General features: G+C 58.6%; 13 protein-coding genes (1 of these 13 cut by a window edge). 3 read left to right on the top strand and 10 right to left on the bottom strand.

Annotation, left to right across the window (positions count from 1 at the left end):
• Positions 1 to 21: 21 nt before the first annotated feature.
• Together modA and O9X91_RS06935 are read right to left on the bottom strand one after the other, a co-directional pair.
• Positions 22 to 813: a molybdate ABC transporter substrate-binding protein gene (gene modA / locus O9X91_RS06940; protein WP_077985567.1), complete on the bottom strand. Its 792-nt coding sequence runs from the start codon at positions 811 to 813 to the stop codon at positions 22 to 24.
• A gap of 224 nt (positions 814 to 1037) precedes the next feature.
• Positions 1038 to 2321, bottom strand: coding sequence for an NAD(P)/FAD-dependent oxidoreductase (locus tag O9X91_RS06935; protein ID WP_142913017.1), 1284 nt, complete (start codon positions 2319 to 2321; stop codon positions 1038 to 1040).
• 130 nt (positions 2322 to 2451) lie between these two features.
• On the opposite strand from O9X91_RS06935, the gene O9X91_RS06930 reads away from it, so the two are divergent.
• Positions 2452 to 3378, top strand: a complete 927-nt coding sequence (locus O9X91_RS06930; protein ID WP_142913018.1) for a LysR family transcriptional regulator — start codon at positions 2452 to 2454, stop codon at positions 3376 to 3378.
• A 103-nt stretch (positions 3379 to 3481) separates the two neighbouring features.
• Entirely contained in the window at positions 3482 to 3718 is a 237-nt protein-coding gene (locus O9X91_RS06925; protein ID WP_003521320.1) for an Lrp/AsnC ligand binding domain-containing protein, read from the top strand.
• A 323-nt stretch (positions 3719 to 4041) separates the two neighbouring features.
• Here the strand turns inward: O9X91_RS06925 and O9X91_RS06920 are convergent, their stop codons facing one another.
• The 3 genes from O9X91_RS06920 to epmA form a co-directional block, all read right to left on the bottom strand.
• The gene (locus O9X91_RS06920) at positions 4042 to 4233 is read right to left on the bottom strand and encodes a hypothetical protein (protein ID WP_003492264.1); all 192 of its coding nucleotides are present in this window, start codon (positions 4231 to 4233) and stop codon (positions 4042 to 4044) included.
• 378 nt (positions 4234 to 4611) lie between these two features.
• Positions 4612 to 5676: a lysine-2,3-aminomutase-like protein gene (locus O9X91_RS06915; protein ID WP_142913019.1), complete on the bottom strand. Its 1065-nt coding sequence runs from the start codon at positions 5674 to 5676 to the stop codon at positions 4612 to 4614.
• Entirely contained in the window at positions 5673 to 6737 is a 1065-nt protein-coding gene (gene epmA / locus O9X91_RS06910; RefSeq protein WP_142913020.1) for an EF-P lysine aminoacylase EpmA, read from the bottom strand. Before epmA ends, O9X91_RS06915 begins: the two co-directional genes overlap by 4 nt.
• A 251-nt stretch (positions 6738 to 6988) precedes the next feature.
• Here epmA and efp point away from each other — a divergent pair, with 251 nt between their 5' ends.
• Positions 6989 to 7558 carry an elongation factor P gene (gene efp / locus O9X91_RS06905; protein ID WP_065114199.1) on the top strand — a complete coding sequence of 190 codons (570 nt, stop codon included), beginning with the start codon at positions 6989 to 6991 and terminating at the stop codon, positions 7556 to 7558.
• A gap of 107 nt (positions 7559 to 7665) precedes the next feature.
• Here efp and O9X91_RS06900 read toward each other — a convergent pair whose 3' ends face one another.
• The 5 genes from O9X91_RS06900 to O9X91_RS06880 all read right to left on the bottom strand — a co-directional run.
• Positions 7666 to 9111, bottom strand: a complete 1446-nt coding sequence (locus O9X91_RS06900; RefSeq protein WP_137412218.1) for an efflux transporter outer membrane subunit — start codon at positions 9109 to 9111, stop codon at positions 7666 to 7668.
• Positions 9112 to 9260: 149 nt separating this feature from the next.
• Positions 9261 to 12350 (bottom strand): efflux RND transporter permease subunit, encoded by a 3090-nt coding sequence (locus tag O9X91_RS06895; protein ID WP_142913021.1) that lies wholly within the window; start codon positions 12348 to 12350, stop codon positions 9261 to 9263.
• Between the two features lie 53 nt (positions 12351 to 12403).
• On the bottom strand, positions 12404 to 13606 hold the full coding sequence (locus tag O9X91_RS06890) for an efflux RND transporter periplasmic adaptor subunit (protein ID WP_077985574.1): 1203 nt from the start codon (positions 13604 to 13606) through the stop codon (positions 12404 to 12406).
• Positions 13607 to 13805: 199 nt separating this feature from the next.
• Positions 13806 to 14465 carry a TetR/AcrR family transcriptional regulator gene (locus tag O9X91_RS06885; RefSeq protein ID WP_142913022.1) on the bottom strand — a complete coding sequence of 220 codons (660 nt, stop codon included), beginning with the start codon at positions 14463 to 14465 and terminating at the stop codon, positions 13806 to 13808.
• 3 nt (positions 14466 to 14468) lie between these two features.
• Positions 14469 to 14613, bottom strand: the final stretch of a protein-coding gene (locus O9X91_RS06880; RefSeq protein ID WP_077985576.1) for a phosphoribosylaminoimidazolesuccinocarboxamide synthase. 806 nt of this gene lie beyond the right edge of the window; only the last 145 of its 951 coding nucleotides appear in the window; its start codon lies beyond the right edge, outside the window; it ends in the stop codon at positions 14469 to 14471.

The following is a 14613-nucleotide window of genomic DNA, read 5'->3' as shown; positions in this document are numbered from 1 at the left end:
GCTGGGCTCACGAAAGGCAGTTTATTTCAAAACGGTAAAGCCTTGCTTTTCGAAGAAGGGCGTTGCCTTGGCCGATTTCAGGAAATCCAGATAGGCTTTTGCTGCCGGGGACTTGGCTTCCGAAAGAATGGCGACCGGGTAGATGATCGGCGGATGGCTGTCTTCCGGGAAGGCGCCGACGATCTTCACACCCGGATCGGCGGCGGCATCGGTCTGGTAGACGATGCCATAGGGTGCTTCGCCGCGCGAGACGAGCAGCAGCGCTGCACGCACGCTTTCCGCGCCGGCGACCTTTTGTTCGACCGAGGACCAGACCCCGAGTTTTTCCAGAGCGGCCTTGCCGTATTTGCCCGCCGGTACGGAATCGACTGCGCCCATGGCCAGACGGCCGTCGCCCACCAGAGCAGCAAGATCGAAGCCCTGCTTGATCTCGACCGGCTTTGCCTTGTCAGCCGGAGCGACGAGAACGATGCGGTTGCCGAGAAGATTGGAGCGGCTGTCAGCGTTGATCAGCTTCTTTTCGGCGATATAGTCCATCCATGCAAGGTCGGCGGAAATGAAGATATCCGCCGGCGCGCCCTGCTCGATCTGCTTGGCCAGCGCCGAGCTTGCTGCATAAGAAACGGTTGCTTCGTTACCGCTTTCCTTTGCCCATTCGGCATTGATGGCGTCGAGGGCGTTTTTCATGCTCGCGGCGGCAAACACCGTGACTTTTTCGGCTGCATGGGCCGGAACGGCCGCGAGTGAGGCCGCCATCCAGAAGGATGTGGCTGCGGCAATGGTTTTGAGAAAGCTGCGACGCAAAAGTCTCATGGTGTGTTACCCCGTTTCAAAATATTCCTATGAATATATCGATAGGCCTATAGGGCAATCATTATATTTTCAAGGATATATCGCGGGGTGGAAAAAAGCCCTTAGCGGGCTGGCTGAATCCTGGTGAGAAGCATAGGGATGAGGGATGGTGAGCGCATCCGATAACGGCGAACGTCGTAATGAAGCATCGGCCCGAACGTTCGTGTCGTGCGTTGGAAGGCCGATCAAAAACGCTCGCCGGCGAAATGGGCGATCTGTGCGCCTGCCTCGTAATAGGCTTCCTTAATCCCCCGCAAATTCTGCGCTTTCGGCTCCGTTACGGGTAGGGGCAACTCGGCTTCAGCAATCTCACCGAGAATATACTGCGCGATCACCGTGCCGAAGGCCGTGCCCGGCGCAATGCCGCGACCGTTATAGCCCGAGAAGCCGACGACGTTCTCCGCAAATTTGTGAAACCGTGGAACGGCATTGTCCGTCATGCCGATCTGGCCATACCATTCACATTCGAATTCCGTGTCTCCAAGCTGCGGGAAAAGCCGCTTCAGCGATCGTTTTGCCCAGGCACGATGAATGGCGGCGCCGGTGCCGCGTAGCGCACCGACACTGCCGAAAACCAACCGGCCGGCTTTGTCCATGCGGAAGGATGAGAGAATCTCCTTCGTATCCCAGCAACCTTCACGGCCGGGCAGGATGCTCTTTTGCAGGTTGTCGCCGAGCGGTCTCGTCGCGAAATTGAAATAGGGTAGGTAGATCTGCTCATCGCGAACGATCTGCCATGGGCCGGTGCTATAGGCTTCGGTGGCCACAACGATCCAGTTGGCGGTTACAGACCCTTGCGGCGTCTTCACCACCCATTTTCCGTTGCTGCGTTCGGTCGCTACCACGGGGCTTTCGGTGTGCAGACGTGCACCCGCTTTCCGGGCGGCTGCGGCAAGGCCTCGAACATAAGCGAGCGGCTGTATCGTACCGGCGCGTGTATCCAGAAGCGCACCGGAATAGGCCGTGCTGCCGGTACGTCTCGCTGTCTCCTCGGCATCAAGAATGCGGACAGGTGCGCCTCTCGCAGCCCATTGTTCGCAGCGCTCGCGGATTTCGGCGAGCCCTTTGTCGTCGACGGCACAATGCAGCGTGCCGTTTTTTTCGATTTCGCAGGGAATCGCGTGTTTCTCCACCAACTCGCGAACGAGGAGGGGCGCATTGCCCAGAAGATCGAGAAGCCGTTCGCCGTAAGTCGAACCCAGCACGCCGGGCAGTTCTTTCGGCATGACCCACATGCCGCCATTGATGAGACCGACATTGCGGCCGGCGCCGCCGAAGCCGATTTCCCTTGCTTCGAGAAGAACGACATCCACACCGCATTCGGCAAGATGAAGGGCGGCGGACTGGCCGGTGAAGCCACCTCCGACAATGACGACATCAGCAACCGTTGCGCCCTCCAAGGCGGGCGTTACGGGCGGCTGTGGCGCGGTCTTTTCCCAGAGGCCATGCGAGCGGGGGTCATTATACATCGTTCCACCATGTTCCGGGCCAGTTCATTTGTTCTTCGTATGAGTGACAAGCCCTTGTTTATAAGACTTTACAAGCGGTCTTGCCTGTTGAATATCGACATATCGTCAAGAGTTCATTCCGTGAGGGAATATGGTGCTGCCGCCACGCCGTTTTCTGCCGTCGCTTTCGCTGCTGGCGGCTTTCGAAGCCGCTTCCCGGACGGGCAGTGTCACCGCCGCGGCGAGGGAACTGGGGCTGACGCAGGGTGCGGTCAGCCGCCAAATTCTGGCGCTTGAAGAGCAGCTTGGCGCGGCGCTATTCCTGCGCGAGAGGCAGACGATCCGGCTGACAAGGGCCGGGGAGGGTTATGCAAGGGAAATCCGCGAGGCGTTGCGGCGAATATCGACGGCCTCACTCAACCTGCGCGCCAATCCGGATGGCGGCACGCTCAATCTCGGCGTCCTGCCGAGCTTCGGCACGCGCTGGCTGGTGCCGCGTCTTCCCGATTTCATTGCCAGACACCCGGGCGTTTCGGTCAATCTTCTGACGCGATCATCGCTATTCGATTTCCGCACGGACACTGTTGATGCGGCGATCCATTTCGGATTGCCGCATTGGCCGGGCACCGAGCTGGTTTTCCTTATGCATGAAAAGGTCATTCCGGTCTGCAGCCCGGCCTTCAAGGAGCGACAAGGACTTTCAAAGCCGGACGATCTGCTGCATGTCCCGTTGCTGCACATGACGACCCGGCCGGACGCCTGGGAACAATGGTTTCGCAGTCATTGCGTCAGTTTCGACAATGTGCATGGCATGCTTTTTGATCAGTTCACGACGATTGCCGAGGCGGCAAGCGCCGGTGTCGGGGCGTCGCTCATTCCGTCCTTCATGATCGAGGAAGAGTTGCGAAGCGGTCGTCTGGTTGCGGCTGTCGCGGGGCAAGTGGAGAGCGAGGAAGCCTATTATCTCGCTTGCATGCCGGATCGCGCTGGTTATGCTCCGCTTGAGAGTTTTCGGCGATGGATCGTTTCCGAGGCCGCAATTGGGGCGAACGGCATGCCGGGCCAGTTTTCGGCGTAATCCGGTAACCGGCCTTGCAAGACGGACGCAGCTCAGCCAATAGTGCGCCATGACGCGTGGCACGAGCAGCCATGCACCGAAAGTTCAAATACGGGAGATGTCCGTGAAGCCCATTTTCGTTCAGCTTCAATGTGAGCCCGGCAAGACCTATGATGTCGCCGACGCCATCTACAAAACGGAACTGGTTTCCGAGCTTTATTCCACCAGCGGTGAATATGATCTGTTGCTGAAAATCTATCTGCCGCAGGAAGAGGATATCGGCAAGTTCATCAACCAGAACATCGTCAATATTCCGGGAATCGTGCGCTCGCTGACGACGCTGACGTTTACCGCGTTTTGATGCAGCCTATCTGACGATACATGCGGGCCGCGGGGTAGAGCCCCAGGAGTGCGATTTTGCACGGGGGCCATGCGCCACTTTGATTTTGCTGGAATGTTTTCTGCCTGAGGATGGGAAGCAGGTGGGGTGCCTTTATGCTCTATTCTTCAGGGCAGATTTGGCGATCTGCGGTCAGCGCAATGCAGGCAGCCGGATTATCGCGCAAGACATGCAAGAGAAGAGGCATGCAAGAGAAGAGCGCGCCATCGGACCGCTGTTCGGGGTCCGATATTTGGCGCGGCCTAATTTTGACGGTTCTGTGAGCGGGCGAAAGTTTTCCCGCATCAGGCGACTGCGGCCAGATTCCGGTTGCGCACGAGATCGCGGATGGCAATCCGCACGTCGTCGGCGCTGTCGAACTTCTGTTCGTCCAGATCGTGAACGTGGAACTTCACCGCGATGAACTTCAGCCGGTCGTTGTCCGGTATGACGATGCCGACGGGTTCGCCAGCGAATTCAATAACTTGCTTTTGCATAGGTATACTCCCGCTGTGGCTTATTTACACAGCATGTTGTCGAACTGATTTTCAGGAAATTGAGACCGTCAGGTCACATTCGACAGCAGCGGGAACACGTGGATTTAAATCCAGCATTCCAGGACTCAAGACCAAGGATTGCGTTGATGTTGATATGTTTTGACATGACACACTCCCTGTATTGGTGTTGGCCCAGAATCAGGAGACTCGTTCTCCAGTTCCACACTGATAATCCAGACCAGCACTAAAATCAATGCTGATTGTTATAGGTAGAATATTTTTCTTTATGATGACAGGAGAGGGGCGGAATTGTGAAATTTTTGTTTTCGGCCGAGGCCGCCACGAAAAGCCCGGTGCAGCGGGCTTTTTATGTTTGTTTTAATTGCCGCCGGTAGCGGGCGGTGGGTAAATATGATCGTTTCCGTTGAAATCGGAAACGGAGTAACAGCCATCGCGGGTCTTTTCGGCCGCATTTCGGCTGATAGCGGCCTTGCCGTGACCGCCGGGAATGTCGAGAACATAGGTCGGCTGGCAGAGCCCGGAGACGTTTCCGCGTAACGCCGAAACGATTCGCTGGCCCTCGTCGATCGTTAGCCGGAAATGGCTGGTGCCGGGCGCAAGATCGGGATGATGCAGATAATAGGGCTTGATACGGGTCTCGACAAAGGCGCGCATCAACTCGGCAAGAACCGCCGGGTCGTCATTGACGCCTTTCAAAAGGACGGTCTGGCTGACCATCGCGATGCCGGCGTCGATCAGGCGCGCCGAGGCGCGCCTTGCGGTTTCGCTGAGTTCACGGGCATGATTCGCGTGCAGGGCCACATAGGTGGTTTTGCCGCTGGCCTTCAGCGCATCGATCAGTGCCACGTCGATACGGTCGGGATCGACCACCGGCACGCGGGTATGGAATCGGACGATCTTCACATGCGGTATGTTTTTCAGGCGCGTCATCAGGTCAGACAGGCGCCGGGGGGAAAGCACCAGCGGATCGCCACCGGTCAGGATGACCTCCCAGATGGCGGGGTTCGCATTTATATAGTCGAATGCGGCGTCAAGCTCAGCCGGGCTCATCATGCCATTGCCCTGCGGTCCGACCATTTCCCGGCGGAAACAGAAGCGGCAATAGACGGGGCAGACGTGCACCGCCTTTAGAAGAACCCGGTCGGGATAACGGTGGACGATGCCGTGGACGGGGCTGTGTGCGTCGTCGCCAATCGGGTCGTCGCGCTCTTCGGGAAGGTGAACGAGTTCGGCCGCGTCCGGTACGAATTGCCGGGCAATGGGATCCTGCGGGTCGCGGCTGTCGATCAGCCCGGCAATCGATGGCGTGATGGCGAGTGCGTAACGCTGCGTCACCGCGCGCAGGTTCTCCAGCGCTTCGGCTTCAATCAGCCCCGCTTCGAGAAGCGCTTCGGGTGTCTTTATGATCTCAAGCCCTGTCATCGTCCATATTCCGCGACTGGGGCCCACATGACGAGATCGATACGGGGGGCGCCTGTCGCCAGCATCACCAGCCGATCGAACCCGAGTGCTATGCCGCTTGCAGGCGGCATGATGGCGAGTGCGGCCAGAAAATCCTCGTCCAGCGGATAGGTCTCGCCGTAAATGCGCTGCTTCTCGGCCATTTCCATTTCGAAACGCCGTCTCTGCTCAGTCGCGTCGGTCAATTCACCAAAGGCGTTGGCGAGTTCAACGCCGCAGGCATATAGCTCGAAACGCTCCGCCACCCGCGCATCCCCAGGGGACTTGCGGGCAAGGGCCGCTTCTGCGGTCGGATATTCGTCAAGAATGGTCGCTCTGCCGAAACCCAGTTCCGGTTCCACCCGTTCCACGATGACACGGCTGAACATATCCGCCCAGGTATCGTCATCGGCCACGCGAATGCCGGCATTGGTGAGGCTCGCGGCAAGATGGCGACTGTCGGTTTCGCCGTTTCGGCTGATGGTGGCCAGCAGGTCCACACCGGCATATCGCTCGAAGGCTTCGGCGACGCTTACCCGCTCAGGTTCGAGAAACGGATCGACGCTGCGACCACGATAGGTGAAACTCTTCGCCTTTGCGGTTTCAGCTGCCAGCGCCAGAAGATTGGCGCTGTCCTTCATTAGGCTCTCATAGTTTTCGCCGACTCGATACCACTCCAGCATGGTGAATTCCGGATGGTGCAGAGGGCCTCTTTCCCGGTTTCTGTAAACATGGGCAAAACAGGTGATGCGTTTTTCACCGGCGGCGAGCAGCTTCTTGCAGGCAAATTCGGGAGAAGTGTGAAGATAAAGCGGCGCGGCGTCGCCGGCCGGCGTCAGGCCTTGCGTAGCGAAAGCATGCAGATGAGCCTCGTTGCCGGGGGAAACCTGCAATGTCGCGGTATCGACCTCAAGAAAATCGGCGCTGGCGAAATAGCCGCGAAAGGCCGACTGGATCGCATTGCGCTCAATGAGAAACGCGCGTCGATCCGCGTGGACATCAGGCGTCCACCATGGCGACATTGTCTCTTTGCTTGCGCGCATTCTCAGTTCTTTTCCGTCTTCTCTGCGGCGCTCAATTGCGGATAAATGGCCCGCAAAACGCCTGATCGCATCATTTAAAGCATTTCCGGGCGGAAAACCGCTAGGCGCTCTTCCGCGAATTGCTGTAGAAGGCTGGCAATTCGTGCGGATTTAAGGTAGTTGCGCCCCAGAAAAAAGACAAAACGTCTGCCGGGGCCGGTGCTGCCACGCAGTCCTTTACGACGCATTTCATCGAGTTACAAGGAAGTCATATGGTCAAGGTTATCGCCTCATCCGTCCGCAAGGGCAATGTTCTCGACGTGGACGGCAAGCTTTACGTCGTTCTCACTGCGCAGAACTTTCACCCCGGCAAAGGCACGCCGGTCACGCAGGTGGACATGCGCCGCATCGTTGACGGCGTGAAGGTCTCCGAGCGCTGGCGCACCACCGAGCAGGTCGAGCGGGCTTTCGTCGAAGACCTGAACTTCCAGTTCCTTTATGAAGACGGCGAAGGCTTCCACTTCATGAACCCGGAAAACTACGATCAGGTCGTGGTCGATGTCGAGACGATGGGTGACCAGAAGGCCTATCTTCAGGAAGGCATGACCTGCGTTCTTTCCATCCACGAAGGCAATCCGCTGGCCGTTGAACTACCGCGTCACGTCACGTTGGAAATCACGGAAACCGAACCGGTCGTCAAGGGCCAGACGGCGTCTTCTTCCTACAAGCCGGCAATTCTCTCCAATGGCATCCGCACCATGGTGCCGCCGCATATCGATGCCGGTATCCGCGTGGTCATCGCGACCGAAGACAATTCCTACGTCGAGCGCGCCAAGAACTGAGCCTGACGGCCAGTTAAAAAAGCACCGGGCGACCGGTGTTTTTTGTATCACGAACAATAAAAAGCCCGCGTCGAGACGCGGGCTTTTTCTTTGCCTTGCGGCGTGTCTTACATGGCCTTGGCCGCGGTCCGGGTCGGGCCGGGCGCCTTCTTCGGAGCCGTGGTCTGGCCAACGGCGTAACCGCCGCCGAGCGCTACGTTGAGCGAGACGTAGTCCTGCGCGGTCGTTTGGATCGCCGTGGCAAGGTTTGCCTGTGCATCTGAGACCGAGCGCTGAGCATCCAGAACATCGAGCAGAGACGATGCACCGTCACGATAGCTGGCAGTGGAGAGTTGTAGCGCTTCCTGGTAGGAGGCGACGGTCTTTCTCAGAGCGTTGACGGTACGCTGGTCGCGATTGATAGCGGCCAGGGCGTTTTCGACTTCTTCCACCGCATTGAGAACAGTTGCCTTCCAGACGAGATATTGCTCTCGCGCCTGTGAGTTGGCGATGTCGACATTGGCGCGCAGTCTGCCGCCGTCGAGAATCGGAAGAGTTAGGCTCGGACCGAAGGACCAGCTATTGGCCGTTCCTCTAGCGCCGCCGCTCAGGAAATTATAGCTCGGGGTGATCGCACCACCAAGCTCTATGCTTGGATAAAGTTGCGCCTCGGTCACGCCGATCGTGGCGACCGCAGCGGCGAGATTACGTTCGGCGACGCGGATGTCCGGGCGGTTGCGTATCAGGTCGGCCGGAATACCCGTGGGGGGAACTGCCCGCGCAACAGGCTGGCGTGCGCCCTTCTGCAGTTCAGCGATGAGCGACGAGGCCGGCATGCCGAGCAGGGTCGCGATGCGGTGCGCGGCCTTGCGGAAGCTGGTTTCGAGGCCGGGGATCTGCGACAGCGTCGAATTGACCAGACCTTCGGACTGGACGACATCGAGTCGCGAGGCCGCACCGGCTTCGAGCTGCAACTTGGTCAGATCGAGCGTTTCGCGGCGCGAGCCCAGGTTCTGGCGAGCGATCTCCAGACGTTCCTGATAGTAGCGCACGTCGATATAGGCGGCGGCGACGGCTGAAATCAGCGTCAGGCGCTGAACGTCGACCGTGGAGTAAGCGGCATCGAGCGATGCATTGGCGCTTTCGGTGGCGCGGCGGTAACGGCCGAAGAGGTCTAGGAACCAGGAAACGCTGAGGCCGCCCGACGACACGTTCGTGACGGGAACATCTCGATAGCTGCCCTTGGTCTCGCTGGTCGAGTGGCTGCCGCTTGCCGTCAGGCTTGGCAGGCCGCCAGCGCCGTCCACGATCACCTGTGCCTGCGCCTGATTGATGCGCTCGATCGCCTGCATCACGGTCAGGTTCTGACTGAGGCCCGTGGAAACGTAACCATTGAGGCGGCTATCGTTAAAGGCCGTCCACCACGCAACGCTGCTGATGTCGCCATTACTGGTTTTTCCGGCTTCCGCAAACTTTCCCGGCAATTGAATTTCCGGCGTTTTGTGGTCGGGCCCGACGACGCAGCCTGAGAGCAGCAGCATTGTCAGGGGAAGAGTAGCGCGAATAGACAGCATGTAATTTTCCCAATTCTTAGGTTGGCTTACCGAGCGCGGCTTGCTGACAAACGGGCTGCGCGGTCGATATGCCCTAGAAACGTGCATTAGCCAAATCGGCAACATTTCTAGCAGCGTATTAACGGTTGGCACAGCCCATTTTTGTTTTGTTAACGCCTTGAAAGGCGGCGAATGATGACGAAAAAGGACGGAACGAAGAAAATTCCGAGCAGTGTTGCAGAAAGCATACCACCCAGAACCCCGATTCCGATTGCATTTTGCGCGGCGGAACCCGCTCCAGTTGCGATTGCCAGAGGCACGACACCCAGGATGAAAGCCAGCGACGTCATGATGATCGGACGCAGGCGCAGCTTGGCTGCCTCCAGCGCCGCTTCCACAAGACTTAACCCGTGCTCCTGCCTCTCCTTGGCGAACTCGACGATCAGGATCGCGTTTTTCGCCGCGAGACCGATAGTCGTCAGCAGGCCCACCTTGAAGTAAACGTCATTCGTCTGGCCGAAGAAATGGGCCGCAGTCAAAGCGCCGAGGACACCCACCGGAACGGCCAGAATGACCGAGAAGGGGATCGACCAGCTTTCATAGAGAGCGGCAAGGCAAAGGAACACGATCAGTACCGACAACGCATAGAGCATCGGCGCCTGAGAGCCGGAAAGGCGTTCCTGATAGGAAATGCCCTGCCACGCCACCGTGTAGCCGCCCGGCAGGCTCGCCGTCAGCCGTTCCATCTCGTCCATGGCGTCACCGGATGCAACGCCTGCACCGGCGGTGCCTTCGAGCGAGATGGCGCCCGTGCCGTTGAAGCGGGCGAGAGACGGAGGCGCATTGATCCATTTCACTTCGCTGAAGGAAGAGAAAGGCACCATTTCGCCATTGGTATTGCGGGCGTACCAGAACTTGAGGTCGTCCGGCTGCATGCGATAGGGCGCATCACCCTGAACATAGACCGGCTTCAGCTCGCCGTTGAGCGTGAAGTCGTTGACATCCCGGCCGGCAAAGATCGTCGACAGCATGAGGTTCACTGAGGACAGATCGACCCCCATGGCTCCCATCTTTTCCTGATCGAGAACGATCTTCATCTGCGTTTCATTGTCCTGGTTGCCGCTTCTGAGCGAGCTGACCTTCGGATTGCTGGTCGCCAGCGCGATCAGTTCCTTGGACGTGGCGGTCAGGGCATCGGTGCCGTTGCGGCCGCTATCCACGAGATACATCGAGAAACCGCTCGATGTGCCCATGCCCTGAATGGCCGGAGGCAGAAGCGGGAAGACCTGCGCGTCGCGGAAACCGAAGAAGGTGCCCATGGCGCGCTGAACGATGGCACCGGCATGTTGATCCGGCGCCGTGCGTTCTTCGAAATCCTTGAGCTTGGTGAAAACGATGGCGTTGTTCTGGCCAGAACCGCTGAAGCTGAAGCCGAGCACGCCGAAGACCGATTCGACATTGGCGGCTTCCTTTTCGCGGAAGTAGTTTTCAACCTGCTTCACCACCTCGTTGGTGCGTTCGATGTTCGAACCGGTCGGCGTCTGGATGATCGTCAGAAGAACACCCTGGTCTTCCTGCGGCAGGAACGAGCTAGGCAGCTTGCTGAAGAACCAGACGCAGCCTCCGATAACGACCGCGAAAATGATCATCACGCGCAGCGGACGCTTCAGCAGATAGCCGATGGAGGACACATAACCGTCCGTCGTTTTGCCGAAGCCGCGGTTGAACCAGGCGCCCGGTCCGCGCTGCTTCTTGTGATGGTTGATCGGTTTCAGCATCGTGGCGCAAAGCGCCGGTGTCAGAACGATGGCGACCACAGCCGACAGCAGCATAGCTGACACGATGGTGATCGAGAACTGGCGATAGATGATGCCGGTCGATCCGCCGAAAAAGGCCATCGGAATGAACACGGCGGTCAGCACGAGTGCGATACCAACGATAGCACCGGTGATCTCGCCCATCGACTTTTCCGTCGCCTCAACCGGCGACAGGCCTTCTTCCGACATGATACGTTCGACGTTTTCGACGACGACGATGGCGTCGTCCACGAGAAGGCCGATGGCAAGCACCATGGCGAACATGGTCAGCGTGTTGATCGAATAACCTGTCAACGCAAGCACGCCGAATGTGCCCAAGAGAACCACCGGCACGGCGATCATCGGGATGAAGGTGGCTCTGAGGTTTTGCAGGAATACCAGAAGTACCACGAAGACGAGAATGATCGCCTCGATCAGCGTGTGCACCACTTTCTCGATCGACAGTTTCACGAAGGGCGTGGTGTCATAGGGATATTCAATCGAAACCCCCTCGGGCAACGAACCCTCGACATTCGTCAGGGCCGCTTTCACGCGGGCCGCCGTATCGAGCGCGTTGGCGCCCGTGGCGAGGTTGACTGCGAAACCGGCGGACGGACGGCCGTTGGAGCGGGAATCGCCGCCATAGGTTTCCTGGCCGATTTCGATGCGCGCCACGTCGCTGAGGCGAACGGTAGCGCCATCCTTCTCGACTTTGAGAATGACCTTCTCGAAATCGGCGACGGTGGTAAGCTGGCTCTGCGCCGTTACCGTCACGTTGAGCTGCTGGCCCTTGACGGCCGGTACCGCGCCGAGCGAGCCGACCGAAACCTGGGTGTTCTGGCTCTGGATGGCGCTGGTCACGTCGGCGGTCGTCAGCTGGTATTTGTTGAGCTTGAACGGATCCAGCCAGATGCGCATCGCATATTCAGAACCGAAGACGTTGATGCTGCCCACACCCTCAAGACGCTTGATCTGGTCCTCGACACGCGAGGAGAACACGTCGCCGAGATCGGCCGAGTTGCGTTTGCCGTCGGTCGAGATCAGCGCCCCGACCATCAGAATACTCGATGTCGAGCGGCTGACCTGGATACCCTGCTGCTGCACGGTATCGGGCAATTGCGACTGGACAAGCTGCAATTTGTTCTGCACCTGAACCTGCGCAATGTCAGGCAGAATGCTGTTGCCGAAGGTCAGCGTCACTTCGGCGCTGCCCGTTGAGGACGACGATGTCATATAGGTGAGGTCATCGAGGCCGGTCATGCCGTCCTCGATGATGGTCGTCACCGATTTTTCGACGGTTTCGGCGCTGGCTCCGTTATAAGTCGCGCTGACGCGAACCGTCGTCGGCGCAATATCCGGGTACTGCGAAATGGACAATGTCCAGATCGCGAGGGCGCCGCCCAGCATGATGACGATGGCGATAACCCATGCAAACACGGGGCGCCGGATGAAGAAATGGGCCATGGCAGTCCTGCCTTACCTTTTACGAGCTTCGACCGAGGGTTTCGTGCTCATGCTTATTTCGTGGGGGCGGCGGCAGGCGGAGCTTGCTGCGGCAGAACGACGATACCGCGATCGTCGATGGTCACTTCAACCGGTGCGACAGTCGCGCCTTCGGCAATCCACTGGAAGCCGTCGACGATCAGCTTGTCGCCATCCTTGACGTTTTCCGTCACCAGCCAGGCGTTGCCCGACTGCTGACTGGACGGGAAGGTGCGGGTTTCCACCTTGTTTTCCGCCGTCACGAATTTCGCCGTCAGTTCGCCACTGGCGTTGCGGCTCGCGGCGCGCTGCGGAATGCGGAAGCCCTTTTCCTTGCCGATGGTCAGCGTGGCGCGGACATAGGTGCCGGGAAGCAGGAGATCGTCCGGGTTCTCGAACAGGGCGCGGATGGAGAAGGTGCCGGTGGTTTCGCTCACCGCCATGTCGGACATGTCGATCTTGCCGTCATGCTTGTATTCGGTGCCGTCTTCCAGCGTCAGGTGAATACCGGTCTCCTTCGTGTCGCCGCCGAGCTGGCCCGACGAGATCGCCTTTTTCAGACGCAGAAGATTGATGCTGGATTCCATCAGGTCGATATAGATCGGATCGATGCGGCGCAGCGTCGTCAAAGCCGTCGTCTGGTTGGCCGTCACCACGTTGCCGATGCTGAAGGCTGTTGCGCTGGTGATGCCGTCGAAGGGGGCGCGGACCTTGGTGAGATCGAGGTTGATTTCCGCCGTTTCCAGCGCAGCCTTGGTCTGCGCCACATCGGCTTGCGCCTGCAGCAGCGTCACCTTGGCGTTTTCATATTCGATCTGCGTCGCGCCGCTGTTGACCAGACGTTCGTAACGGGCAAGGTTCGCCTCGGCGCTCGGAACGCTTGCTTCCGCCTTCGCCACGCTCGCCTTGGCCTGCGCCACTTCTGCCAGATAGGTATTGTCCTCGATCTGGTAGAGAACATCGCCCTGCTTGACCTCGCTGCCTTCCTTGAAGGGAATTTCGCGGATGATGCCGGTGACGCGCGGGCGGATTTCCGCTGTCTGGAACGCGCTGGCGCGACCGGGCAGGACCGTGGTCAACGGGTATTCCCCGGTCTTCATCAGGATGACGCTGACCGGAGACGGCGGACGCTCCGTATTTTGGGCGGCGTTCTGGCTGCTCTCGCCGCCATCGCTGCAACCCGCCAGAAGGGCGGTTACACACAGAGAAGCAAATAGGGGCAAAATACGTCGGCTCATTGTTCTTCCCTGCGTATCGATCGCATTCAACTATAAGCGCAATGTCGCTCGGCGGATGCGCGTCCGGAAACAGACACAAAAGGCGAAGGCCTTGGAAGTGACCCTTTTCGCTCATTCTGTCCGGACCGCCACGCCCATAGAAGCGCAGGCTTATGCGCTTCGCAAGCAATTGCGAGAAGGTGACGTAAATTGGGAATCGTCACTTAGCAAGCGGATTGCGCAACCCCGCATCGATTAAATCGACGAGTTGATCGCAACGTGTTGCTAAATTGCCGATGTCTTCCCGTGCTAGGAGGACGGGATGGATTACGCTTGTAAGCGCGTGGAGCACGGTGTTCGCAAGGGGCGGAATGTCGGCGGGGGCATAGAGTCCCGCAGCGACACCGTCACGGATAATGTCGGCCAGAAGGTTTGCAATGACGGATTTGTAATAGTCGCCGCATTTCATGTCCTGCTTTGCCGTCATCAGGATCATTTCGAATATGTAGGGATTGTCGTTTAAATCCCGGTGGTGCTGTTCCATCAGGGTGCGTGTTAGATGGCGCAGTCTCGAAAGCGGCTCGTGGCTTTTATCCAGCGGCTTGATGTCCCGTTCGAACGCGCCGATCTGCTCGAAAGCGATCGCATCAACGAGTGCGTTCTTGGAACTGAAATTCTTGAAGACATTCGCAGGCGACATGCCGAGCGCCGCGGCGATATCCGCAATCGCCACCGCATTGAAACCGCGCTGGCGGAAAAGCTCTTCGGCTTTGGCGAGAATGTCCCGCCGGGTTTCCTCGGCGGAACGACGAGGCCGGCGCCGCACGGGAAGGTCATTCTTCCTGTCGCCCTTTCTCGCCTGTTCGATCGTTTTGCTCACGGGTCAGACTCCGGGGAAGAACGGCTCCAGATTCCGGCGTACCCTTGCAAGCGGCGTTTCGCCGCTATCGTCGGGAACGAAGCGCTGTCCGGTGATGCGTTCATAAGCATCAATATAAACCTTGGAGGTCTGCAGGACGAGATCCTGC

This window comes from Agrobacterium salinitolerans (genome assembly GCF_027498475.1).
GTDB classification, from domain to species: Bacteria; Pseudomonadota; Alphaproteobacteria; order Rhizobiales; family Rhizobiaceae; genus Agrobacterium; species Agrobacterium salinitolerans.
Note: the sequence above shows the minus strand (reverse complement) of the source record. Positions and strands in the feature narration are given on the sequence as shown.